Origin of the sequence: Paenibacillus cellulositrophicus (genome assembly GCF_009363095.1) — a bacterium.
GTDB lineage: Bacteria > Bacillota > Bacilli > Paenibacillales > Paenibacillaceae > Paenibacillus_AQ > Paenibacillus_AQ favisporus.
Genome location: NZ_CP045295.1, coordinates 5,490,321 through 5,514,063 on the forward strand (window position 1 = coordinate 5,490,321; position 23,743 = coordinate 5,514,063).

23 protein-coding genes, 1 tRNA gene and 4 pseudogenes are annotated in these 23,743 nt (G+C 45.9%); 16 read left to right on the forward strand and 12 right to left on the reverse strand.

The features are described from left to right. The first annotated feature begins 162 nt into the window (after window positions 1-162). From GCU45_RS25135 to GCU45_RS25150, 4 genes are all read left to right on the forward strand, one after another. Window positions 163-753, forward strand: a complete 591-nt coding sequence (locus GCU45_RS25135) for a DedA family protein (RefSeq protein ID WP_152401337.1) — start codon at window positions 163-165, stop codon at window positions 751-753. Window positions 754-844: 91 nt separating this feature from the next. After that, a complete protein-coding gene (locus tag GCU45_RS25140) occupies window positions 845-1,417 on the forward strand; it encodes a xanthine phosphoribosyltransferase (RefSeq protein WP_076170214.1) in 573 nt (190 codons plus the stop codon). A gap of 118 nt (window positions 1,418-1,535) precedes the next feature. Further along, window positions 1,536-1,865, forward strand: a complete 330-nt coding sequence (locus GCU45_RS25145; protein ID WP_076170213.1) for a hypothetical protein — start codon at window positions 1,536-1,538, stop codon at window positions 1,863-1,865. 373 nt (window positions 1,866-2,238) lie between these two features. After that, the gene (locus GCU45_RS25150; protein ID WP_076170212.1) at window positions 2,239-2,454 is read left to right on the forward strand and encodes a hypothetical protein; all 216 of its coding nucleotides are present in this window, start codon (window positions 2,239-2,241) and stop codon (window positions 2,452-2,454) included. Between the two features lie 57 nt (window positions 2,455-2,511). Here GCU45_RS25150 and GCU45_RS25155 read toward each other — a convergent pair whose 3' ends face one another. Then, window positions 2,512-2,973 (reverse strand): YhjD family protein, encoded by a 462-nt coding sequence (locus GCU45_RS25155; protein WP_244364243.1) that lies wholly within the window; start codon window positions 2,971-2,973, stop codon window positions 2,512-2,514. A gap of 368 nt (window positions 2,974-3,341) precedes the next feature. On the opposite strand from GCU45_RS25155, the gene GCU45_RS25160 reads away from it, so the two are divergent. After that, window positions 3,342-3,428 (forward strand) — tRNA-Leu (locus GCU45_RS25160). A gap of 2 nt (window positions 3,429-3,430) precedes the next feature. Here the strand turns inward: GCU45_RS25160 and GCU45_RS25165 are convergent. Both GCU45_RS25165 and GCU45_RS25170 read right to left on the reverse strand, forming a co-directional pair. After that, window positions 3,431-4,699 carry a tyrosine-type recombinase/integrase gene (locus tag GCU45_RS25165; RefSeq protein ID WP_152401339.1) on the reverse strand — a complete coding sequence of 423 codons (1,269 nt, stop codon included), beginning with the start codon at window positions 4,697-4,699 and terminating at the stop codon, window positions 3,431-3,433. A gap of 77 nt (window positions 4,700-4,776) precedes the next feature. Then, window positions 4,777-5,046 (reverse strand): helix-turn-helix domain-containing protein, encoded by a 270-nt coding sequence (locus GCU45_RS25170; protein ID WP_152401340.1) that lies wholly within the window; start codon window positions 5,044-5,046, stop codon window positions 4,777-4,779. Between the two features lie 839 nt (window positions 5,047-5,885). On the opposite strand from GCU45_RS25170, the gene GCU45_RS25175 reads away from it, so the two are divergent. Further along, complete coding sequence (locus GCU45_RS25175; protein ID WP_152401342.1) at window positions 5,886-6,677, forward strand: Hachiman antiphage defense system protein HamA; 792 nt, start codon at window positions 5,886-5,888, stop codon at window positions 6,675-6,677. Next, on the forward strand, window positions 6,674-9,991 hold the full coding sequence (locus tag GCU45_RS25180; RefSeq protein WP_152401344.1) for a DEAD/DEAH box helicase: 3,318 nt from the start codon (window positions 6,674-6,676) through the stop codon (window positions 9,989-9,991). The genes GCU45_RS25175 and GCU45_RS25180 overlap by 4 nt, the downstream gene beginning before the upstream one ends. Window positions 9,992-10,347: 356 nt before the next feature. On the opposite strand, the pseudogene GCU45_RS34290 reads toward GCU45_RS25180, so the two are convergent. The 6 genes and pseudogenes from GCU45_RS34290 to GCU45_RS34485 form a co-directional block, all read right to left on the reverse strand. Next, a pseudogene (locus tag GCU45_RS34290) lies at window positions 10,348-10,550 on the reverse strand (multicopper oxidase domain-containing protein); the annotation flags it as partial. After that, window positions 10,507-10,794 (reverse strand): annotated as a pseudogene (locus tag GCU45_RS34295) (multicopper oxidase domain-containing protein); the annotation flags it as partial. The pseudogenes GCU45_RS34295 and GCU45_RS34290, both read right to left, overlap by 44 nt. Window positions 10,795-10,978: 184 nt before the next feature. After that, window positions 10,979-12,160 carry an MFS transporter gene (locus GCU45_RS25190; protein ID WP_152401346.1) on the reverse strand — a complete coding sequence of 394 codons (1,182 nt, stop codon included), beginning with the start codon at window positions 12,158-12,160 and terminating at the stop codon, window positions 10,979-10,981. Between the two features lie 95 nt (window positions 12,161-12,255). Next, window positions 12,256-12,567 carry an ArsR/SmtB family transcription factor gene (locus GCU45_RS25195; protein WP_152401348.1) on the reverse strand — a complete coding sequence of 104 codons (312 nt, stop codon included), beginning with the start codon at window positions 12,565-12,567 and terminating at the stop codon, window positions 12,256-12,258. 44 nt (window positions 12,568-12,611) lie between these two features. Next, window positions 12,612-13,004 carry a hypothetical protein gene (locus GCU45_RS25200; protein ID WP_152401350.1) on the reverse strand — a complete coding sequence of 131 codons (393 nt, stop codon included), beginning with the start codon at window positions 13,002-13,004 and terminating at the stop codon, window positions 12,612-12,614. Between the two features lie 140 nt (window positions 13,005-13,144). Next, window positions 13,145-13,453, reverse strand: a complete 309-nt coding sequence (locus GCU45_RS34485; RefSeq protein WP_152401352.1) for an IS110 family transposase — start codon at window positions 13,451-13,453, stop codon at window positions 13,145-13,147. Window positions 13,454-13,833: 380 nt separating this feature from the next. On the opposite strand from GCU45_RS34485, the gene GCU45_RS34580 reads away from it, so the two are divergent. Continuing rightward, window positions 13,834-14,085, forward strand: coding sequence for a hypothetical protein (locus GCU45_RS34580; RefSeq protein WP_167527218.1), 252 nt, complete (start codon window positions 13,834-13,836; stop codon window positions 14,083-14,085). Window positions 14,086-14,278: 193 nt separating this feature from the next. Here GCU45_RS34580 and GCU45_RS25210 read toward each other — a convergent pair whose 3' ends face one another. Then, a complete protein-coding gene (locus tag GCU45_RS25210) occupies window positions 14,279-15,694 on the reverse strand; it encodes an aminotransferase-like domain-containing protein (protein WP_152401354.1) in 1,416 nt (471 codons plus the stop codon). Between the two features lie 191 nt (window positions 15,695-15,885). On the opposite strand from GCU45_RS25210, the gene GCU45_RS25215 reads away from it, so the two are divergent. The 3 genes from GCU45_RS25215 (at window position 15,886) to GCU45_RS25225 (ending at window position 17,907) form a co-directional block, all read left to right on the forward strand. Continuing rightward, entirely contained in the window at window positions 15,886-16,827 is a 942-nt protein-coding gene (locus tag GCU45_RS25215) for a DMT family transporter (protein ID WP_152401356.1), read from the forward strand. Then, the gene (locus tag GCU45_RS25220; protein WP_152401358.1) at window positions 16,824-17,258 is read left to right on the forward strand and encodes a PaaI family thioesterase; all 435 of its coding nucleotides are present in this window, start codon (window positions 16,824-16,826) and stop codon (window positions 17,256-17,258) included. The genes GCU45_RS25215 and GCU45_RS25220 overlap by 4 nt, the downstream gene beginning before the upstream one ends. 142 nt (window positions 17,259-17,400) lie before the next feature. Beyond that, the gene (locus GCU45_RS25225; RefSeq protein WP_152401360.1) at window positions 17,401-17,907 is read left to right on the forward strand and encodes a GNAT family N-acetyltransferase; all 507 of its coding nucleotides are present in this window, start codon (window positions 17,401-17,403) and stop codon (window positions 17,905-17,907) included. A gap of 70 nt (window positions 17,908-17,977) precedes the next feature. Here the strand turns inward: GCU45_RS25225 and GCU45_RS34585 are convergent. Continuing rightward, a pseudogene (locus tag GCU45_RS34585) lies at window positions 17,978-18,177 on the reverse strand (IS110 family transposase); the annotation flags it as partial. Window positions 18,178-18,184: 7 nt separating this feature from the next. Here GCU45_RS34585 and GCU45_RS34590 point away from each other — a divergent pair. After that, window positions 18,185-18,705, forward strand: a pseudogene (locus GCU45_RS34590) (hypothetical protein); the annotation flags it as partial. Window positions 18,706-19,207: 502 nt separating this feature from the next. Here GCU45_RS34590 and GCU45_RS25245 read toward each other — a convergent pair. Further along, window positions 19,208-19,789: a TetR/AcrR family transcriptional regulator gene (locus GCU45_RS25245; RefSeq protein ID WP_152401364.1), complete on the reverse strand. Its 582-nt coding sequence runs from the start codon at window positions 19,787-19,789 to the stop codon at window positions 19,208-19,210. Window positions 19,790-20,006: 217 nt separating this feature from the next. Between GCU45_RS25245 and GCU45_RS25250 the strand changes: the two genes are divergently transcribed. From GCU45_RS25250 to GCU45_RS25265, 4 genes are all read left to right on the forward strand, one after another. Beyond that, window positions 20,007-21,278: an MFS transporter gene (locus GCU45_RS25250; RefSeq protein ID WP_152401366.1), complete on the forward strand. Its 1,272-nt coding sequence runs from the start codon at window positions 20,007-20,009 to the stop codon at window positions 21,276-21,278. 129 nt (window positions 21,279-21,407) lie between these two features. Further along, entirely contained in the window at window positions 21,408-22,349 is a 942-nt protein-coding gene (locus GCU45_RS25255; RefSeq protein ID WP_152401368.1) for an alpha/beta fold hydrolase, read from the forward strand. Between the two features lie 141 nt (window positions 22,350-22,490). Beyond that, window positions 22,491-22,694 (forward strand): alpha/beta fold hydrolase, encoded by a 204-nt coding sequence (locus GCU45_RS25260; RefSeq protein ID WP_152401370.1) that lies wholly within the window; start codon window positions 22,491-22,493, stop codon window positions 22,692-22,694. A gap of 218 nt (window positions 22,695-22,912) precedes the next feature. After that, window positions 22,913-23,728 carry a MerR family transcriptional regulator gene (locus GCU45_RS25265; protein ID WP_152401371.1) on the forward strand — a complete coding sequence of 272 codons (816 nt, stop codon included), beginning with the start codon at window positions 22,913-22,915 and terminating at the stop codon, window positions 23,726-23,728. Window positions 23,729-23,743 lie beyond the last annotated feature (15 nt).

A 23,743-nucleotide genomic window follows, 5' to 3' on the forward strand; every position in this document is an offset into this window, starting at 1 on the left:
AGTCCGGTTTGTGTCCTGCCTGTACTACAGGTTATGATGATTAAAGGTAGGACATGACTGGAACCTGTCCATGTCTCATGAAGGCAGTCCTTAAGGCGTTTCCCGTGAGCGACTGCGTTCGAATGGACGAATAGACACACCGATAGGAAAGAGAGGCTTGTTATGGCAGGGATTACCTTTTACATTGCCCATTACGGGTATGCCGCCATGTACTTTTTGCTGGCCCTGGGCATTCTGGGTATTCCGGTGCCTGACGAAACGCTGATTGTTGCTTTCGGGGGGATGGCCGCGAGGGGTGAGTTCAACTTTGCCGGCGCGCTGGCCGTCACTTTTCTGGGAAGCATGACCGGGATGCTGATCAGCTATTCTCTTGGACGCCTGGTCGGGGAACCCCTGCTTCACCGGTATGGAAAATGGGTAAGAATGACTCCGGAGCGGCTGGCTGGGGCGGAGAAGTGGTTCAGGCGTTATGGATCGTTAAGCATTATCGTCGGCTACTTCGTGCCGGGACTCCGGCATTTATCTTCGTATATCGCGGGGACGACGAAACTTCCTGCCAGGGCTTATGTGGTGTATGCGGGAGCAGGTGCAGCCTTGTGGTGCACCACATTTATGCTGATCGGACATGCCGTTGGATATCATTGGAACGAAATTGCCGGGAGGATGACGCACACCACGATCCGGATCGGGCTGCTTGCGGCCCTTCTTGCACTCGGAGCAGCCATTGGTTTGCTTTGGTGGAAGAAACGCTGACATTTGAAGTTATGTATGGAGTTTCCCCTTGAAGTGGGAGCCCAAGATATGTTACTTTTACGTCAAAGGAACGGCGTAGGGGGCTATTGAAATGGATAAGTTAAAAGAACGAATTTTACAAGAAGGCGTCATCGTTTCGGATCAGGTGCTGAACTTGGACGGTCTGCTTAATCACCAGGTGGATCCGCAACTGACGATGGAGATGGGAAAAGAGTTTGCATCCCGGTTTGCCGAAGCCGGTGTGACCCGGGTCGTTACCGTGGAATCGTCCGGGATTGCGGTGGCCTTTGCGACGGCTTACGAGCTTGGCGTGCCGCTGGTGTTCGCCCGCCGCAAGAAGACGCTGCTGGCCGATCCGGACGCTCTTTGCGAACGGGTTCCTTCGTTTACCAAAGGGATCGTGACGGATATTATGCTGTCGCGTCATTATATCAGCGAACAGGATAAAGTGCTCTTTATCGATGACATCATTGCAAACGGAGATGCTGCGCGGGGGCTTATCAAAATTATCGAACGCTCCGGCGCGGAATTGGTTGGCCTTGGTGTCGTCATAGAGAAGTGCTTTCAGGCAGGGGCCCGGACCATCCGGGAGCAGGGCATAAGTATTGAACCGCTCGTCCGTATCCAGTCGCTCGAAGGCGGCGTCATCACTTTTGCCGATTAAGCCCGGGATGAAAGCCCGTTTCGCCGCATTTTCCGCGGATAAATCGAAACAATTTCTTTCAACCGGCCGTCTTTTGGCTTATAATATGTATTAGATGATCATGAGGGGAGGCAGCACAATGGGGAAAGAACCGGTAACCGAACAGTATTTCATTGATAAATTGGCCAAAGCAAAGGATCACTTTGAAAGAGCGCTTGATTGCAAGCATACCGAATTCGATGACCTCTATCCCTATATTATAGAGCATCCTCAGTTTTTTTGGTATAAACGTTACGTGGCCTGGTCAGAACTGCTGACCATCGTGGGCATGTGTGATGAGCTAGACTTCTCCTGGAAGGAATTGTTTACCCCTCATCAAGTTGAATATCTGGAAAAACGAGTGATGTCGTCAACGGTGCTCGATTATTGGTACGAGAAGAACGACAGTAAAGAACACGCACAACGTTAATTGCTGAGCGTCACCGAGAGGTTCAGCTGATTAATATACACACCTTTATACCAACACATTCAGGATCAGCGGCCGATTGGCTGCTGGTCCTTTCTTATAATATCAGAAAAGTATAAACGCCAGAGCATTGCTTCCTGATATTGCAAGAAAAATTACCTTTAAACGCGGTCTGTCTTCTTTGAAGGTACGTCGATAGACGTTTTTCTTAATAATGCCGGATGACTTTAACGAAAAATGCCATTGAACCCGCTCAGTCTTGTGTATAATAAAGGTCGGTACACACCGATTTCATTGTAAGATATGCAGGAAAAGCATATACTTATCCATGTTCATTACATGAAGAGATTGCTTCAGAAGCAAAGGAGGATTGGAGATGATCAGCGATGAGGAATTGGATGCGTACCGCCAATCCGGAGAGCAGGTCCGGGTGGTTCGTGACGGCATCGAAAGCAATGATGTAACCGGGATTGTTGTGGCTTGGGACGGCAGCCAGGTGCTGATCCGCCGCCGCAACCGCAAAGTGGTCAAGCTGGACCGAAACTACTTGTTCCAGCCTGCGAGCGCTCCGCGTCAAAGCCCTCTGGAATAATAGCAGAGCCGTCTGGTTCGGTTCCCCTTGGTTCATATCGGGGACTCCAGGCGGCTCTTATGGTTTGGAGCCCTCCTGAAAATAGGGAGCAGCGGGGTGGTCCATAGGGTGAGTAAAAGAAGAGACGGGTAGGAGAGAACGGTCTTCGGGAGAGAAAGGATCCAGCCCGAGATAAACTCTCATCCGGACGAGCATCTCGTTACGAAAAGCCGGCCAGAGGATATTCATTTCGTCGGTATAGCCTCTGCAGGAATATTCCGCCCTGACCCCGGTATCATCTTGTAAGATTCGAAGGATCCGGATCTTGCGTCTTTTCATTTCCCGCTTGATTTCAGCGAGCAGTGTGCCGGCCTGCCGGTCACCGTTCACAATCAGTTCCGAATACAACTGAGGCGTCTTGAATACGCCGCTCTCCTCCATAATCCGAATGTCCCGTTCGAAAACTTTATGAATAAAAATCAGGAGCAGATAACTCTTAATCAGCGATGCCTCTTCCGACGTCATGCCGGGTGCTGCCATACATATCACCACCTGTACGAACTTATGTTCTTATTTTACCCGCAAATGCTTGGATTATTCAATAGATAGGAACTGGAAATTGTTCAGAATGAAAAGGAGGTTAAACTTTTTTTGAAAAAGTGTTGACTATACCTGTCCAGCATGGTATGATCTATCTTGTCGCCGCGAAAGATTGAATCTTTCAAAGAGTGACCGACCGATTTGCGGTCGTGGCGGAATTGGCAGACGCGCACGGTTCAGGTACTTGTGCGAAAGTCGGTTGTAATTCCCCGAAACCCTTGTTGTTATGCGGTTTTATCGGTATTACTGTTTCAAGTTCTCTCCTGTAGTTCTCTCCTTTATCCGAGGTACAGGTTGAGGCAAAATGTGCGGTCATGGCGGAATTGGCAGACGCGCTGGCTTCAGGTGCCAGTGGTAGCAATACCGTGGAGGTTCGAGTCCTCTTGACCGCACCACCCTAAGAATGAACCAGCTCTTGAATCGGTCCTTGTGACGGTTCAGGAGCTTTTTGTTTGATTGGGATTTGTAAGGTGTTGCTCATAACTTGAGCCGATGAAACCTTAGAGCTGTAATCCAGATGAGCATAAATGTTAGCCGTCGTGGAATAGTGACTATGCCCCAACCACTCTTGAATTTCTTTCAGGCTGACCCCGTTTGCAAGCAGCAAACTCGCACAACTGTGGCGAAGATCATGGAAACGAATATGCTTTAGCTCATGCTTCTGGAGAACAATCGGGAAATGTTGTGTGATATATCCCGGTTTGATTCGGTCTCCCAGTTTGTTCACGTAGATGTATTCTTCATATTTGTAGCAATAGGAGTCTTTGAACAAGGCACGATTTTGTTGTTGTTCTTCCCACAGTCGTTTCAAAAGTTCAAAAAAGGCAGGTACGAGCGGCAGAGTACGATAACTCGATTTATTCTTTGCACGATCCTTCTCCACAATGATCTGTTTCCCTTTATACGATATGGAAGTGACGGTGTGACGAATCGAAATGGTCTGATGCTGAAAATTGATAGCGCTCCACTTCAATCCGACAATTTCGCTCCGTCTGAGGCCATAGAACGCGGCCAAATATACTGCCAGTTCAACAGGATCGTCCTTCACCGCTTCGAATAGCTGATTAAGCTCGTCGTTCGTGTAGTAGCTTCCCACAAACTGTTGCTTCTTAGGCCGCTCAACCTTATCTGCCGGATTGGAGGGAATCATGTCCATTCGAAAGGCATGTTGCAACGCCTGACGAATATTCGCATGATACTTCTGAGCAGTGTGGGCAGTGATCTTGTACTTGTTCAGGACAAACAGATAGAAGTCTTGCAAATGCTTCGCTTGAAGTTCTTCCAGCAAAATCCCCTTTTCTTTGAAATAAGGAGCAATTTTGCCCTCCACATTAAAACAATAAGCCGCATGAGTCGTCACTTCAACCTGATACTTCATCATGTCAAGCCATTCCAACATGAAATCTGCGAACAGAATGCCGGCTGGACTTTCTTCATCAGGTGTTGTTTCTTCCTCAACTGGTGGCGCTGCTTCCTCTTCAACGGATTCAGAAGGAATTTCAAAGTTCTTTCGTGCTTCTTGTAGCATACCTTCTGCTCTCTTCTTATTGCCCTTTGTGGGCAATCCTGTTGCAATCCACTTGGTTTTACGTTTACCTGCTTCATCTTTGTAGTTCAGAACAATATAGTAATTGCCTTTCTTTTCTTGTAGGTGGCCTGCTACCATTTTGTATCCCTCCCAGGATAGCAGCCCTGGCTTCCTACCATCGACACTTTCATTATAACAACGGAATCAAAAATGATTCAAAGCTGTAATGTGTCATGATCGCGTGGTTTGCCAAGGGCCATGATTTCCCGTAAATAATCGATGATGCTCAGCTTCGGGATTTTATAGAAGCGACCGATGCGAAAATGGGCAATGCGTCCTGATTGGAGTAATTTGCGGCCTGTTTTGGTACTGATACCGCCTAACATGGTACACATTTGTTCGACCGTTACGACATTGGGCATGTCCTGAAATAGAAGCTGATAAGGGTCAGTTTCAACAATGGGTTGATTTTCATCATCCGACATAGGCGATCTCCTTATTAAACGGGATTCGATTTAACCGGCAATCGGTGGTGAGCCGTTCTCATAGGCTCTTTGCTTCCTCTAGGATCGCAGCAGGCCACCTCCATTGCACTCAGCTGTGTTTAGGCGGAAGTATCATTCTCCCTCCATGCGTGTCATCGCCTTGAATGGGACTACCATTCATAAACGTATAAGACTGGAATCGTTCGCATTTTGCTGGACATTCGTTTCCGAATAGTAAAAGAGTCGTGGCTCAGTCTGAATCTTGGCTTTCCTTTCAGGTCATATAGGGATAGAACCGAATAATTCGTATGTAGTTGTCAAGGTACATAGAGGTTCTGAATATCCCTCTACTATCCGTTTCATTTATTAAGCAAAATCGGACCGATTTTGAAAAAAATAGTGATGAACAGGAGGGACTAATGAAATAAAAATAAAGCAGCTCTGGATATACCGGAGCTGCTTTAAGATATACAAACCAAGCGCTGAAAAGTAAACGAAAAACGAGATATACGTACCTGTTTTTTTCGAGATATACGAAGCTGATGATGAAAGTGTAGCTTGTCGCAATTCATCAGTCGAATGTATATGAAATGTCGGTTGAATGCTCAATTGAACAGTTTCCATATGGCTTGAGAATCATGTCGAGACTGACCAGAATGCCTACATTGAGGGCGGCTCTTTTTGTCGAAGTAGATGTGAAAGAAGGAATAATCCCGAGTTTTGCCGAATATTAGAATCTGTAAATTGGGATATTATTGAAGGTTTATCGTGAGAAGGGCTTACAGTAAGAGGATTCTATTGGTTAATCACGAACCACTGATAGGGAGTTGACGGGAGTCATGCCAATCATAAATAAACATCCATCTGAATACCATCCATTTTCCATATCACTCACATGTTCTAATGAAAACGCTACTAACGGTGTTCCTCATAGATGTTTAATAGAAAATGGACACCATGATGTTTTTCTTGACCACATGACAGTAGCATTACAAAATCATCACATTAGTCCTGAGGCTCTGGAACGCCGTAGAGATTTAATTGAGTCTTTACGGATAATTGGTGCGCCAATGCCTCTGTCTCCACATCCACGGAATCTTTCAACCCAGAAAGGAAATTTTGCTGAAGTTTTTCTGGCAGAGTATTTATGTGAGACGACTGAGGCTGAACTCCCTATTTATAGATTAAGATACAATCCAAATGTAGAGCAATCAATGAAAGGCGACGATGTTTTGCTTTTTGATTTGGATTCTGATCCGGTGCGTATTATTGTTGGAGAATCAAAGTTCAGAGGAGTTCCAGATAAGCAAGCAGTAGTAGATATAGTTGACGGGCTTGTACGTTCAAACAAAGCAGGGTTACCTATTTCATTAATGTTTGTTGCTGAGCGTTTGTTTGAAGCTGGTAATTCTGAGTTGGCAAAGAAGGTTCAGAATTGCGCTATATTATTTGTAACAAATCAACTGCAAATAGATTATGTTGGTCTACTTATGAGCAATCACAATACGAGAAGAATTGTAAATACCCATGCCTCGAGTGAGCTCCATAATTTATTAATGATATCGCTAAATTTTGAATCACCAGAGACGATTGTGCAACAAGCATTTGCACGATTGGAGAGTAATATATGAGCATACCTACAGATTATGCAATATCTTTGCTTCGTAGTTTAGAACAAAGCAGAATAGAAAACCTCGTAACTCAAGCTGATGCACGACGAATTTTACAAGAAGTTAGAGAACGCCCTGAAAATTTCCCTAATTTTGATTCTGCACTTACAGAAAAAGCAACACATATTGCGTATAGTTTGATTTCTTGTGGTTGTTCATTGGTAGAAAATGAAGATGCAGAAACTGATGAAGGGTTAGTAGTGCTAGAAAAGGCCGGAAAGATATTGTCAGATGCATTTAAATTTAATTCTGACGAAATTGAGACGAAAAACTATAATCTTTTGATTGCCGGGATGTCGCTATATGCAACTAAGCAATATTCACGTGCATTTATTGTCCTTAATGATATCGATGTTGATTTTACAGTAGGACAAATAATCATTAGTTTTATAAAAAAAGACTTTGAAATTATGCTGCAAATTGTAAGTGATGTTTTATTCACGCAAGTGCCCGAAAAATTATATCTTCGTGATTTTGATGAATGGGTAATATCGCATGAAATTGCACGCTGTTTTTTAATCGTTACTGATTTCATTCACACGGGCAATCAAGAGAACTTTACACAAATAAAAGATATTTTAGAAAAGTTATTGAACCTTTCTTCCGAAAGCGGTTTGACGCTATACTGGCTTGTTATTCGGCTGTTAAGAATTATCTTTTCTACTTTTCAAAGTTCATCTCTATGGTCTATCTTGCCGCCGTTTCTCCCAAAAAAGTATATAACTGAAAAATATATCCGTTTACTCAGCGGGTTTAGATCTCCTGTTACAGAAATATGGCCATCTCAGACAGCGGCATTGCCCCTTGCAATTGGTGGTAATAGTGGTGCTGTTATTAATCTGCGTACAAGCGGTGGGAAAACAAGAATAGCAGAGATCGCTATCCTCAAAACCTTATCTACTCATGTATTATCAAAAGTTTTGTATCTTGCACCATTTCGCTCCCTGGCTTTTGAAATTGAGCAAAGTTTAAGTAGAACATTCGGACCACTAAGCATTACTGTTTCACAGTTATACGGTGGTTCAACTGCCAATGTTACAGACTTTGAACTGATCAATGAATCACAAGTTATTATTGCCACACCTGAAAAGGCAAAAGCCCTTATTCGTTGTGGATCAGGACTTGAAGAAGAAATCAAGTTAATTGTTGTTGACGAAGGACACTTGTTAGGTGCAGAAGAAAGATATATTAAAAATGAAATGTTCCTTACGCATATCAAGGAGTTTGCTTCAAGAAATCAAATAAGAATGTTACTTTTATCAGCTGTATTGCCAAATGCAGATGATCTGGCTCAATGGATTACAGGCGACGCGGATTTGGTAGCAAGGTCAGATTGGAAGCCCGCTTTGGAGCGGTTGGGCTTATTACTTTGGGATGGCAAGCGCGTTAGGTTGGAGTGGAAAAGTGAAGGCGAACCGTTTAACCCTAATTTCATCCAAAAAGGTCCTTTGGGATTTGGACGTAGAAGGAATCATTTCCCAAATAATAAGAATGAGGCTGTAGCTGCGACCGCAGTTCGATTAGCTCAAAACGGAACAGTCATGATATATTCCGCAAGAGCCAATTCAATTAATGGGTTGGCTAATAGTGTGCTTATAGCAATGGGAGAGCATCCAGAAGATTATCAATGGGATGATTCTCTATGGAATGTTTTTCAAAGTGTCTGTAGTGAAGAACTGGGCAATGACGATATCGTTTTTACATCCGCAAGAAAAGGGGTCATATGTCATAGTAATCGACTGCCCACACTTGTTCGCATAGCTATTGAAAGGCTCATGCGTTCTAAACCTCCACGAATAATCATTGCCTCCTCTACACTCGGTCAAGGAGTTAATGTTGGTATTTCGACTGTGATTGTGTCAACTCCATATTATAGTGACGAAGCAATCAGCAATAGAGATTTTTGGAATATTTGTGGAAGAGCAGGACGTGCTTTTTCTGATGTTGAAGGAAAAATACTTTATGCAATTGATACAACAAGAGCGCAGTGGCAAGTTAATAATGATAGACGCCTTGCCCGAAATTATTTTGATAATCGTCAAATGGAGGAAGTGCGAAGTGGATTACTCGCTGCTTTAAAGGCTATTTGCAGGAACGCAAATCGTACCGGAACCGATTTCACATTACTTGTTGAAACAATAGCAAATGATTTTATTGATGTTAATATTCGTGATGACTTTTCTAAGTGGTTAAATCGAATTTTTGACTTTATAGATGATGAGCTTCTCGCAATGCATGAAGATTTTAGTACAGATGATGCCGATATAAACTGGATTGATGATGTCTTTAGAAATTCGCTGGCACTTATTCAAGCAGAAAGCGAGAACGAAGAATCTTACTTAGCCCTTTTACAAGCACGTACCACTGCTCTATTGCGCAGAATACCAAATAGGACGGATAGAAAAAAGTTAATTTCTTCGGGCGTTCCGCTGTCAGTGTCTAAAGCTATGTTAGAGGATATTGATTTTTTTAGAAATCTTGCTATGACATTCATTCAATCTTCTGTTGGCGAAAATGATGATATTGAGTTGGTAGATAATATTATTCGTGAACTAGAAATTTGGAGCATTCAAAAAGCACATAATTTAATGAACTTCGTACCAGAACAAGCGGGTTTAGATAAAATACGCCGCGCTTGGATAAGTGGAGATGCGCTCGCTACAATAATGACGTTTGAACAAGATGCGGCTGAAATTTCAAAAGACTACTATGGCTTTACGTTGCCATGGATTATACACGCTGTTTCTCAATTATTTGATCATGAAACAGAAGAGAACGTGGTTCAGTTATATACTTCACTTGCTATGTTTGTTGAATTAGGCCTTCCTAACAATTTAGCCGCGAACATATATTTAGCAGGTGTGCGTTCGAGAAGCGCAGCTTTAGAGATGTCCACTTTTGAAGTTTTCAAAAACAAGAATATTTCAGAAATAAAGCAAATACTATTGAACTTTTCAACATCGGATCACGCCCTTTCGGACAGTTCAAAGGTATGGATTGAGTTGCTTTCGGAATCTACAAAATCACAAACACCTAAAAAAATATCTTTCCCTCATTTTACATGGAAGAGACACAATCTTCCTGATAAACTATACCTTAGAGAAGTCAATGGGGAGTGTTTTCTTACTTCAAGTGATGGTTATTTTTATGAAAAAGTTGAATCTACAGATGATTTACCTTTTTTAAAGGTAGCCAATATTACTGGATTGTGCTTTATATTTGAAAATGGAGAGTGGATATTACAATCATATAATCCACGTATAGTAATAAATTAATATTTAGATGCAGTTACCCGATAAGTTGCGGCAGCACCAAGCTCAATTAAGAGTTTGGTGCTGCCGTTTTTTTATTCACAAATTTTTCGAGAGAAGGGTCCGATTTGACCTCAAAAATGAAACGGATGGTAGAGGGACGCATCCTCGACCGTTCTTTGACAATAACATAATCTCTCATCCGGTACGTTCCCCGCATGCCTGAAAGGGAAAGCCATTTTGCAGATACGCCACGACCATCCTGGAGAGTAATGGATAAAAGTAGAAGGCGGTTGATCGCAAACAGGATCAACTGCCTCTGCACTAAACATTATTTTCTTGCTCCAACAAAATCATAATCGCTCATATCAAGTCTGCTTCTATTCTGGCTTATTTCCGGCGTTCGGATCTGCAACAAAGTTAGTTTTATACTCTGTATATTTTAATTCCGGAACCATATCGGTAGAGGCGTGATACAGATCATGACAATGGAACATCTAATTCCTTCATTGTTTGCTTCGAATTCGACAACGTATTCTTCATCCGACTTCAAGTTCAACGAATCCTTGATGATTGGAGATCCTACAGTTAGTTTTATATTCTGTATATTTTAATTCCGGAACCATATCGGTAGAGGCGTGATACAGATCATGACAATGGAACATCTAATTCCTTCATTGTTTGCTTCGAATTCGATAACGTATTCTTCATCCGGCTTCAAGTTCAACGAATCCTTGATGATTGGAGATCCTACAAGAGGTTTTCCCGTTCTTGCTTAGTACTTGAATCAAGTGACCGTACAGGTGCATCGGATGGTCGTCAGTTTTTCGAGTTCTTCATGAAATATGGTAAAATAAATGAATCGGCAATAAAGATGCAAAACTTAGTGGAGATGTTATTCGAATTTTTATCTCAAAAGAAGACAGATTCCCCACATGAATTTGTACCGATAGCTGATTTCGGACATCCCTTTTTTATAGAACAAGGAATAAATGCTTTACACCAATTCCTTTATTGTTTCCCGTCCACCACAGACGCTACTTTCGACTTCGCCCGCAATCCGGAGCTTGTGGCGATACATATCAAGGCAAGCGTAGCATACAGTATTCCGCCCCACACGATTTCCCCCGTATCGGAGATAGCAATCAGCCAGCCTCCTACGGCCGTACCGATTGTGACACCAAGATTTGAGAAGGATACGAAAAGACTGTTTGCAAACTCCGGTGCTTCGGACGCTTCCGATGTCAGCCAGATTTGACTGACGATAAGCCCACTTGTATGCACGGCTCCCCACAGTACAACAATGCCGATAAGCCACATGAGCGACGCCCCTGCATTGTAAAGGAGGATGTAGCACACCACCAAAGCGATCGGATAAAGCAGCGTCGTTCTCGTTAGATACTTGCCGAGCAACTTTCCAGCATACCAGTTGCCCGCCATACCGCTGGCACCAAAGACGACCAATAACATACTCACCATGTTCCCGCTCATGTTTAAATGCTGTCCCATATATTCGGCAAAGTAGCTGTACACGGCAAACATAGCGGCGAGAATAAAACAGGCTGCTGCAATATTAAGCCACAGCATTGGCTTTCGCAATACATTAAGTTGCGCTCCGATTGATGTCGGCTTCCGGTCGTTCGTTTCGGTAGGAACCCTTAAGTAAATCCCCAGACCAGCAGCCCCGCTCACAACTGCCGAGAATATAAACGCAGCCTCTAACGAAAACTGCTCCGCAACGTAAGACGTCATCGGGATACCAAGTACCATGCCGAAACTGACCCCTAAAAATACTTTCGCGCTGGCCTGTGCGACCCGCTCTTTATCTGACAATATAGCAGCCAATACGAAAGCGATAGAGAAATAAACCGGATGAAACAGCGCAGGAACGATCCGAAATACCAGGAGAAGCGGAAAGATCGGCGCAAAAGCCGAAGCGAGGTTGGAGACGGCAAAAAGCGCGAGAATTCCGACCAGCACCCTTTTCCTGTTCCATCCGGACATCAGAAGCGTCATCCATGGGCCAAACAGGGCTATAATAAATGCAAAAGAGCTGACAAGCATGCCCGCTTGTGAAGCCGTCACGCCATACTTCTCGATAATCGCTGGCAGTAGGCCGACTACACCAAGTTCAGTATTAATGATGCCAAAAATGCCAAGTGCAATAAAAAATAACGAACCGCTACGTTTCATTGTTTATTCCTCCATAAATACATTTATCTGTATATCTATTTTTTTAGATGTTAAATGTAAATGAACAGGCAGCCTCACGATGGCGACTGCCTGCCTTACATTTCATTCTTAATAAAATCGGCTAGCTGCATAAACGTTTCATCGTTTCGCCGGTAGTACGTCCATTGTCCGTAACGCCGGGATTCGAGCAGCCCGGCTTTCTTCATCAGCAGCAAATAGTTGGAAACGACGGATTGGGCCAGTCCTGTTTTTTCCTGTATGCTTCCTACGCATATCCCTCCTTTGAAATCGGAATCCGGCGGCAAATACAATTGAGGCCCAAAATTTGCATCCGGTTTTTTTAGCCACTCCAAAATTTGCACACGAGTTTCATTAGACAATGCTTTAAATATCAACAATGTATCCATGCATATTATTATATCTGCATTTCTAGATATGTCAATTTTCACTTCTAAACATGTTTACATCGATTTTCATCCGATACCGGGTTTATCGATTGGATAATTTTATATTCTTCGATTTCATTAGCGATGGCATCCATTTGCTTTTCCAAGGCGGTAAGATGCTCTCGATAATGAAGTAACATGCTGATGTACATTTCAAGGCTAATTAGATGGCTTTGGAACGGTGCCTTACGGAAGGGATTCCGTGTGGCTGCGGCCAGTAAGGTTTCGGCCTTATCCGTTGCGCACTTTTCAGAGCGGCGCAAAGATGCAATTTTCTCCGATATCTTCGGTTTACCGGCTTTCCGAACGGCATCAGAGGTCGGGAACTCCAACAAGGTTTTCAACGACACCGCAGAATGAAGATCCCCGAAAACACCCTTGTATTCAGGAAAATACATGATACAATATGGCTTGGAACTGCGGCTTTATTTGAATATATAGACCCGTGATTGCGTCATGCTGTCTTGTTAAGTTTCGGAGGTTCAGCAGTTGAACGCCTCTTGTTTTGTAGTGTTCAAAGTTTTCTTTGTAGTGCAACTCACAGAGGGGCGTAGGCGTCTACCGTAACGGTCTTGACCTTGCGGAGGGTAGAAGACTCCTTAGCCTGGTAAGACAGGATCGGATTTACCACAACAAACAGGAAATGATGTTCCTCCAAGAATCGAGTGACGGGGAGGTGGTAGTGCCCCGTTGACTCTAGGATCACCATCGGCTGTTGGTTGCTTTCTTCCTCAATGAGCTTTAAGAACGAGTGAAGGCCTCCAATCCTTCTTGAGTATGATGGATAGTAAAGCTTTTGCCGTAAGGACGGCCCTTGTCCAAGAAAGCTTGGCCCTACTTCCTCCATTTGCAATATCCAAACCGATAACAGGGTTCATTTGATCGTATCACCTTCATTGAATGAATTAACCGGTAGCCCCTAGTCCCGATTGTAGTGTCATAGCTTCGCTTGTTATTCGAGATCGATGTCTCAACCAGCCTCAAACATGTTTCTACAAGTAGGGGGTCAACAGTTTAGCACACGGGGTCTAAGCCCCACGGGCAGAGACGTTCTACCCCGGCTACCCGTACTAAACCCCTTAAGCATAAAAGAGGTCAACCAGTAAAAACTGGCTGACCTCATAATTCGAGCGGACAGTTTCATGAAGTGCAGGTTTTTTCTTTAACCAAATGGTGAGATAATGAACTGAGGAAGTAAAAAATACTTCATACAGGGAGTGATTTCATATGAATTGCTGTACGGCATCTAATAATACAAAAGTTGCAAAAACGGAATGCCCTTCCTGCGTTGAAAAGGGCAAGACCGTCCAACTCATAACGATAAAGTCCCTGCATAAAGCGTCGGCATTAGAACTCACTGAACCCGAGAATTCTTACGTTTTTTGCTCTAACGCTGCTTGCTCTATCGTTTATTTCAGCGGGAACCATTCACAAACGTTTTTGGTGCGGACGAGTTGGGTTCCTAAAGTATTTGGATAAAATGATAGAAGTGCGTGAGACCATCGACTGCGGTCATGGTTAAAATAGCCATCGATATAGCAAAAGAAAGAGTGAGGTTCGCGGTCATTTTTCCACGAGCGCTCGCTCTTTTTGCTACGCTATTATCCAATTGAACAGTTTGCAGGTACAATTTGGGCATACGCGAGGCCGGAAGTGGTATTTTTTCATCCTTTCAAACCCCGTCTGCCAATTCGACAAGTCTCTGGATGCCTTCTCTCAATAGCTGTTCATTCAGATAGGAATAGCTGAGGCGTATCCATGATTTGTACTCCTTGAGCGGATCGCAAATCGCTCCGGGCACAAAGGTGATTGATTGCTTGATGCATGTACTGAGTAAACGTTCAATCTCCACCGTATCCGGAAGCTTCACCCATAAGTTGAAACCGCCTGCAGGGGAGTTCCACTGCCAGTCGGTAGCGGACAATTCCTGTTCTACGATATCCTTGCGGACCGCAAGCGCAATGCGAAGCTTCTCCATATGCTGCTGCAGCCGCTCGGAGAAAAAATAATGCAAAAAAATTTTCTGATTCACCAAAGGCGTCCCGCTGTCCGACAACAATTTGGCTTTTATCAGGTAGTTCATGATGGAAGGGCGGCAAGCAACGATGGCGATGCCGAGGCCGGGAGCGATATATTTGCTGAAGCTGCGAAGATAAATGACCCATCCTGCCGTATCGTAAGCAAAAAGAGGCAGTGGCGGCTCTTCGCCAAAATAAATGTCGCGGTAAGGATCGTCCTCTAATAGCAGACATTGATACCGCTCGGCAAGCTCAACGAGCCTTTTCCTTTGTTCGGCGGGTACGATATAGCCTGTTGGACTTTGAAAGGTGGGATTCAGATAAAACAGCCGCGGCTTGTAGGCTTGCATCAGCTTCTCTACCTGCTCCAGATCGTAGCCGTACGGGTAGATCTCAACCGGAACGATAGCTGCGCCTTGCCTTCTGAAAATATCAATCGCCGTGCTGTAGGTAGGACGCTCCAACATAACGGCATCTCTCGGCTTGACCAGTGCTCTGGCAACCAAATCCATGGCCTCCTGCGATCCGCAAGTGATCAACAATTCGTCTGCAGACAAGTGAAACCTATGGCAATCGGTAAAGTAACGGCACAACGCATCCCGCAGTTCCTGGTCTCCTTGCGCGGTAAAGTAGGTGCCGAGCATTTTGGGATATAAATCGAACACTTGCTTCACATACTCCGAAAAATAAAGATTGGGGAGCAGGTTCGGGTCGAGCAGCGATCTCGACAGTACATATTCGGCTTGCACCTGATGGATTTCAGAAAGATGGCTTTCATGTACGTAAGCGGAAATGATCGGATTATTCAGCGAATCTACAGGAAGACTGCTGTCCGGTCTCACATAATAGCCGGATTTGTCCTTCGCTTCGACGATCCGATTCTCCTTCAGTAGCTGATAAGCTTTAAAGACCGTCAGTCGATGCACATTGAATTCCATCGCCAGCGAGCGGATGGATGGAAGCTTCTCACGCGGCTTCCATTCTCCTCGACGGATCCGATCCAGAATATAGTCATAGATTTGTTCAAACAGTTTGCCTGCACATCCGCTTGAAAGAACTGTTTTTTTCATATGTTTTGCCCCCCAAATACCATTAACCCTTAAATACGCACTTGCACATGTGTTTCTATTATATAGGAACTCCTGTCTTCTGTTCTAGTCTTCTCGATCTGTTCTATTCATATTCGTTTATGATGGAAAAAAGGAGGTTCTGATCAAGTCCGCCGGAAAATCCGCGTAGCACAAGAAAGAAGGTTTTGAGTATGAACAGAAACACATTACTAACGGGTATCACCTATTGTTTGATTCCTGTGTTGGCGTGGGGAGGTATGTTTCCCGTCATGCAAGTTGCTTTGAAGGTTCTCGATCCGTTCTATTTCACAACGATTCGCTACATATGTGCTGGCCTCATTCTTCTGGGAATGCTGATCGTTTTCGAAGGGAAGAACGTTCTCCGATTGGAAGGGAAATCGTGGAAGTTGTTGATTTTTGGCGCTGCAGGGTTTTCGGGCTTCGGTTTTCTTACCTTTGTCGGACAACAGCTCAGCGGACCGTCAGGCGCAATCATTGCCTCCGTTATCATGGCGTTAATGCCATTAATGACGACGTGCGTAAATTGGGCTATGAATAAAAGCAAACCCAAGCTGTCTACTTTTATTTCAATTTTCATTGCGCTTTCAGGCGCACTGCTAGTCATAACAAATGGAGATCCTTCCCTAATCGTTCAAACAAAGGAGCATATTGGCGCCAGTCTGCTGATTATGCTCGGTGCTCTATGCTGGGTCGTCTATACGATGGGTGGCAGTCAATTTGCAGGCTGGTCGCCGCTTCGCTACACCGCATTGACAACGTGCTTCGGATCCTTGATGAATATTTTAATCGTGCTGTCGGCAACGGTTTTCGGAGCCTTGACGATGCCAAGCGCGGAGAGGATCGGAAGCGCAGGGTCGGAACTGCTGTATATGATCTTGATCGCAGGTGTACTTGCCGTGTTCACATGGAACGTCGGCAATAAAATTTTGAAGCCGGAGAACGGCATGCTATTTATGAACAACGTCCCTGTTACGACAGTCACGATCAGTGCCCTCCAGGGCGTTGAAGTCGGAAGGTTGCAGTTTGCAGGGACCTTCATCGTGATCATCGCGCTGGTGATGAATAATTTGATTCAGAGACATAGGAAAGAAGCAGGTGAATATGCAAAATGACCATTCTTGAGCATTATCGGAAAGTGCTGAACGGAGAATTGGAGCAGTCTCCCGTTGAGCGCCTTATGGGACTGAAGCTAATTAACGTAGAAGATGGCGAGGCCACGTATGAAATGCAGGCTTCGGAACAACACGCGAATCCGCAAGGCACATGCAACGGCGGCATCATTGGCATTCTTGCCGACATGGCCATGGGAATTGCCTACGGATCTACGTTGCAAAAAGACGAAACCTTCACCACGATCGAGATGAAAGTAAACTTTTTTAGACCTGTTTGGAACGCCAAAATAAAAGCTCATGCTACGCTGTATAAGCGGGGACAAACAATTGGGTTCATCCAATGCAATATTACTGACGAGAACGGTAAACTCATCGCTCATGCCTCAAGCACTTGTATGACATTAAGGGGCGATAAAGCACAAGGCAGGTAGACCCGCAGGACATACCCATGAAACGAACGGCGATGGCTTCAATGACTTGCTGTTTATTTGATGTCAGGACCGATGCTATGGGCGACGATGTAATGGAATACTAACAATTAAACGGCAGGTTAACAAGAGGAGGAAACATAGCATGCATGAAACAGTGCTCACGATCACTTCGATGCAGACGCTCGAAGAAGCTCTGGCCTTCAAAACACTTAACGAGGAATGGATCGCCCTAATCTTCACCATCGAAGAGGCGGACCGGGTCATCCTCGATAACCCGGTGGAGAACATCATGAACAGAGGAGGAGACGTACTCATCGCACGCGATGGCGATTCGATCGTCGGATGCGTTGCACTCGTGCCGACTGGGGCTGGCGTGTTCGAGCTCTCGAAGATGAGCGTTACACCCGAGTTGCGGGGGCGTGGATACGGACGGAAGATCATTCATGCCGCCATAAACCACGCACGTGGGCTTGGCGCAACATCGCTGTTTTTAGGCAGCAGCACCAAGCTACCAAACGCCGTTCATCTTTATGAATCGGTTGGATTCAAGCACGTTCCTGTCGAGCAGATCAGGCCCATGCCCTATGTAAGAGCGGATGTGTTTATGGAAATGGAACTAGTGAATACGAAGACAATATTATCGACGTAAACGTTCTGGTTTTAACGGGAGAATATAGCACAATAAAAGCAGCGGCAGTCTAAGACAATATTTTTCAAGTCGACGGTGTATTATCCCGGTTTTCTTTGTTCTTTTTGACGAGATGAGGATTAACCAGAACGGCTTCAAAGCCCTTATCGACAAGCCAGCGTGCTAGGCTAAACCAGTAGTGACCAGGAGGTTCCATGCCGACGATAACGTTGCTAAGTCTGTAGGTTTGAGCAAGTCTTCAATCCAACGTTTGAACAGCTTAAATCCTTCACGATAGGCTTCGGCGTACTATACATACTCTGCCTCGGGAACGACTAACACGATAACCGTCTCAAGCTCGGATGAACCGATTATTACCAAGCATCGATTGAGCCTGATCGCCAGGTATCAAATCGCGACTGTACCGGGATTGGATAAAATGATCGTTATCGTAGCCGATGAGAAGTCGCTGGCTGCGGACGACATCAAACGCTGGAACGATACCGGCAAAAGTAATGAGATTCTCTTTTTGTACAGTAGTGCGCCAGATCGATTCGCAATGGACCCCGCGATCGAGGATTTGGCCAAGCAAGAGGACGTCGTACGGAAAAATTTGCGGTGAAACGCTTGGAGAACCGCGCAACCGACCATCTCAAACTCGAAGGCAATCCTTTCTCCTACGAAGCCTTTAGCACACCGCTTTTGATCGGCGCAATGTCGCTGATGATCGTTTTCTTTATCGACTACGTCTTATGCGTAAGAGGAAAGTATCCATACCAGAGTAAAAGTTGTAATTATAAATTAGGATCGTTTAAGTAAAAGCCCCGCTTATATGGACCTTAATTTATTGAGGTAGTAAATCATCACTGTAAGTTAGATCGTAGTTGACTCTTGCTGCCTCGACATGTAAATAATTTTCTCTTCCCCATTGCCGTAGCTCTCTCATCGGCTGGAGTAAAGCCAAAGAGTCTAATAGTTAGAGGAAACTCTATAGTTAAATGTCAAGCCGGATATGAACGGTCCATTTTCACTGTCGAAGAGAAAAATAGGCTGAAGCAATTCAATAGGGTCATTCCGTAGGAAACGCGCTGGATGTATTGTTCGTTCGACGCACTACGGATTGAGACAAATAGTTACTCACGGCACTGTTCGGACTTCATTTAGCATTGTGTAGTGCAACTGATTTCGGTAACTAATAGCTCAGACGGTTTGGCTTTGTGGAAAAGATGGTGCGCAATTGATCCGGATCGAACCTCCCACTCACAATATGAATTCAAGTTTAACTCGTAGTTGCCCTTGCACCTGATTGAAACAAATGATTCTACTCCAGCAAAGCGACAACGGTTGCCGCGGCGTTGTCCGCAAATGTTCGATCGGGACGGGATTTCATTAACACGGTGAGTCCAATCATTGAAACGACCAGTGTCTGGGCGAGCGCTTTGGCATTCACATGTTTTCCCAGTTCGCCGGAACGTATCCCCCGTTCAATGGTTTCCTGAAAAATCGCCGCCAAATACATCTGGTGCTCTCTGGTCAGTACTTCAAATTTGGCATCATGCGGCGCCAGCTCGACCATGACATTCAGACAAAAACATCCCCGGTTTGGCACTTCCTCGTACGCTTCCGCCACAATGCCCATAAAGAAAGAGCGCAACGCTTCTTTAACGGATGGTACGCTCTGCAGCCGTGTGCGCACATAAGAAGCGTGAAATTGATTGTATTTGCGAAGCGCGGCTTCAAAAAGCTCTTTCTTATCTCCGAACGCGGCGTAGAGACTAGGCCGTTGAATTCCCATTTTTGCCGTCAAATCGCTTAATGAAGTCGCTTCGTAGCCTTTCTCCCAAAACAGTTCCATCGCGGCATGTAGTGCTTGCTCTTCATTAAACTCCCTAGGGCGAACCATAAGCTATCCTCTTCCTTTGTATATCGTTCAGTATATTAAAATCATATCTTACGGTGAAGAAGTAGTCAAATTTTTTCAATTTATCCTTGACAAATAACGAATATCTAATGTATATTTCTTTTTATCCAGTTACATACCGATCGGTATAATATACTTTTCAGTATGTAACTAGATATGGTTAACCCCAAGCAATCTAACCAGAAAGGTGTGGGGAGATTTGAAAAGCTTTCATGACATAGCGGAGGGAGGTGCTGCAGAAAACTGGAGTACCGGGCCACCTTCCTCGAGTACACCCGATGCTCGCACTTCCGCGTCCCATTCATCGCTGTCGCGTGCACTTTCGTTGTTGTTTGCTGTCGCTTGCGGGCTTGCTGTAGCGAACGTTTATTATGCACAGCCACTGCTTGACGCGATGGCAGTCGAGTTCGGCATCCGTGAGTCGACTGTCGGGGGTGTTGTCACCATCACCCAGATCGGGTATGCACTTGGCCTTCTGCTGTTGGTGCCGCTTGGCGATTTACTGAACCGCCGACGGTTGATCGTCGCTCAGTCAGCGTTCTCCGTTGCGATGCTCGCCGCTGTCGGTTTCGCCCCAAACAGCACGCTGCTCTTTATCAGCAGCGCTTTGGTTGGGTTACTCGCGGTGGTCACGCAGGTGCTGGTTGCATTCTCGGCCGTATTGTCAGCACCGTCCGAACGCGGCCGTGTGGTTGGGACGGTGACGAGTGGCATTGTTATCGGTATTTTGCTGGCGCGGACCATCGCGGGGTTCATGGCCGATCTCGCGGGCTGGAGGGCGATTTATTTCGTCTCGGCGGCATTGACGCTGCTTATCACCGTTATGTTGTTTCGTGTGCTACCGCCACACGACAAGGTGAAGGAAACGATCGCTTATCCGCAATTATTGCGCTCGGTTTTCCTGTTGTTCGTGGAGGAGCCGATTTTGCGCATACGCGCTTTAATCGCCTTTCTGATCTTTACCTCGACTTCGGTCTTGTGGACGCCGATGGTGTTTCCACTCAGCCAACCGCCTTTTTCACTCTCCCATACGGAGATTGGTCTGTTTGGTCTAGCTGGCGCCGCTGGAGCGTTGGGTGCGGCCCGGGCAGGGCAGTTGGCGGATCGCGGCTTGAGCCAGAAAGTTACCGGCATCGGACTGCTCATCATGTCGCTATCTTGGCTACCAATGGGATATACTATTCATTCCCTGTGGGCTTTGGTTGCTGGCGTAATCGTCTTTGATCTTGGGTTACAGGCTGTACATGTCACGAATCAAAGCATGATTTACCGTGTGCGACCCGAGGCTCATAGCCGGCTTACGGCCGGATATATGATTTTCTATTCTCTCGGCAGCGCTGTTGGTTCGTTCATCTCGACGTTCGTTTATGCGTGGGCTGGTTGGACTGGTGTATGCCTATTAGGCTCAGCCATTAGCTTCCTGGCACTATTATTCTGGGCGTTTACCCGTCATTTGACGCCAACCGCTTAGACATCTAACGGCGAACGAGCACTTACCACTGACCACATCATGCTGCTCGTCAATTATGACCGAAGGAAGAGTTTTTATTGTTTCGAACAGCCAGATTTTCCGATTCAATTCTAAGGGGGAACATTTCTCATGACGTATCCTTATTACCTCAACCGCAATCCGCTTGCGGATTGCGACGGTACCTACCCATTCACACCACATTTCACCGACGCTCCCGGGTTTGCCATGCACTATGTTGACGAAGGGCCGCACGGAGGTGAGACCGTGCTTTGTCTTCATGGCGAGCCGACCTGGGGCTATCTGTTTCGGCACCTCATCCCGGTCCTGAGCCCGGACAGTCGTGTCATTGTCCCTGATCATATGGGGTTCGGCAAAAGTGCGACTCCTCAGGATCGTAGCTACTGGCTGCAAGATCATATCGACAATCTCGAACGGTTCGTGCTTGCGCTAGACCTGCGGGATATTACGTTGATTATGCACGATTTTGGCGGGCCAGTGGGGATGGGACTCGCCGCCCGACATCCGGATCGCATCCGCAGGCTGATCTCGACCAATGGGCCGACACCATTCGGCCAGTCCAGCCTCGGAGGCAGGTTGACCGCCAATGTTGGCGTCTCGCCCTGGTTCCAATGGGTTGTTCAGGCGGAGAAGGATGGGAGTCTCGAGGCCGTGTTGGGCCAACTCGGTTTTAATATTCTCAGCACGCTCAAACTGAACGGTTTTGAGAACAATACCCTGATTACCGACACCTGGCTGGCAGCTTACGGCTCACACTTTGCCGATCCGTCGGATTGTCTCGGTGCGATCGGCTGGGCAAAAGGGTATGCTACAGGCGCGCACCAGTTTGAAGTACCTAATACCGAAGCCATCCGAATGATTCGCACGAAGCCGGCAATGGCCATTTGGGGAGAGTCTGATCGCACGCTGCATGCTGAACATTTTCTGCCGCTGTTCACGGAGTTGTTCCCCGATGCTCCCGTTCATCGGCTTGCAGGCGTGGGTCATTATTGTCTGGAAGATGCACCGAATGAAATTGGACGTCTCGTTGCAGACTTCATCCGCCGAAACTGAAACTCGGACTCGAAGGAACCAAATCTCCAAGGAGGATTCCCATGACTTATTATCGTACGACAGAGATGGACGGCCTGAACATTTTCTATCGCGAAGCCTGAGATCGCGACCGGGCGGCTTTCCGATCAAGTTCACATTAGAATGGAAACATATTTTCGCGAACAACACCAGCCAAACCGGATTGAGTGGGGGAAGAACGACGTCATTTTCCCTGCATCCGGCGCGTACCCTTACCAGAAAGATTTGAAGAACGTCGATTTCAATCTGCTTGATGCCGGACATCTTGCACTGGAAGATCATGCAGATTATGTCGCTACCCACATCCGGGCTTTTGTCGGCTTTTAATGACCTGTCGGCCCTAGAGCCAGTTGTACCAGCTGCACATTGATGTGCGGCTCTTTTTCTGTTCGGAAGTCCGCTCAGTCGAATTGGACAAGATAACGGCGGTGGAACTGTTCTAAATTTTCTTTTTTCGCCGTCAGCTTGACTCTCCCCTTAACGGGAAAGTTATACTTCGGAAGAAGTGAGCAGAAGCGCAATATTTGATATTGAGGGGTGCATTTATGTTCAAAATCAGCGATTTTTCGAAGATAAGCCAAGTGTCTGTCAAGACGCTTCGGTACTACGACCAGCTGAATTTGCTCAAGCCGGCCCATACCGATCCTTACTCTGGATACCGATACTACACTGCCGATCAGTTATTTCAGCTTCACCGCATTTTGGCCTACAAAGAACTGGGGTTCTCGTTGGAGCAAATTCGCCGGATGATCGACGAGCAAATTCCGCTTGAGCAAATCAGAGGGATGTTCCGGATCAAGCAGCACGAGATTCAGTCCATTGTGGACAAAGAGCAGGTCAAGTTGGTTCGCATACAAGAACGGCTAGACGCCATCGAGCATGAGGGAAAACAGGGGGGGACGCATGATGTCGTGCTGAAAGAAGTGGAACCGCAATTGGTGGTGTCTTATCGGCAAAGAACTTGTTTTCGGCAAATTCCGGAGATGTTTCGGCAGCTGGACGATTATTTGGGCAATGCCGGTCGAACGTCCTTATCGCAGATCATTTTGTGGCATGGCTCTGAGGAAAGCGATGAAGATATGGACATTGAAGCAGCTCGGCTGCTATCCGACAAAATGCCAAGCCGGCCGCCCTTTGCAGTCCAACGGTTGCCGGGCATTCCGCTAATGGCCACGCTGATCCATCATTGCCGGACGACGAGCCGCTGCACTGCAAGCACGGAACTGGCGCTGTGGATTGAGCGAAATGGTTATCGAATGATCGAAAACGAGCCGCGGCGAGAAATTTGCATCCCTCATGAACAGACAGGCGATCCTGAAGCTTATGTCGCGGAGGTGCAGATTGCCGTCGAGAGAGCTTAGTTTAGGCGTAGGAGG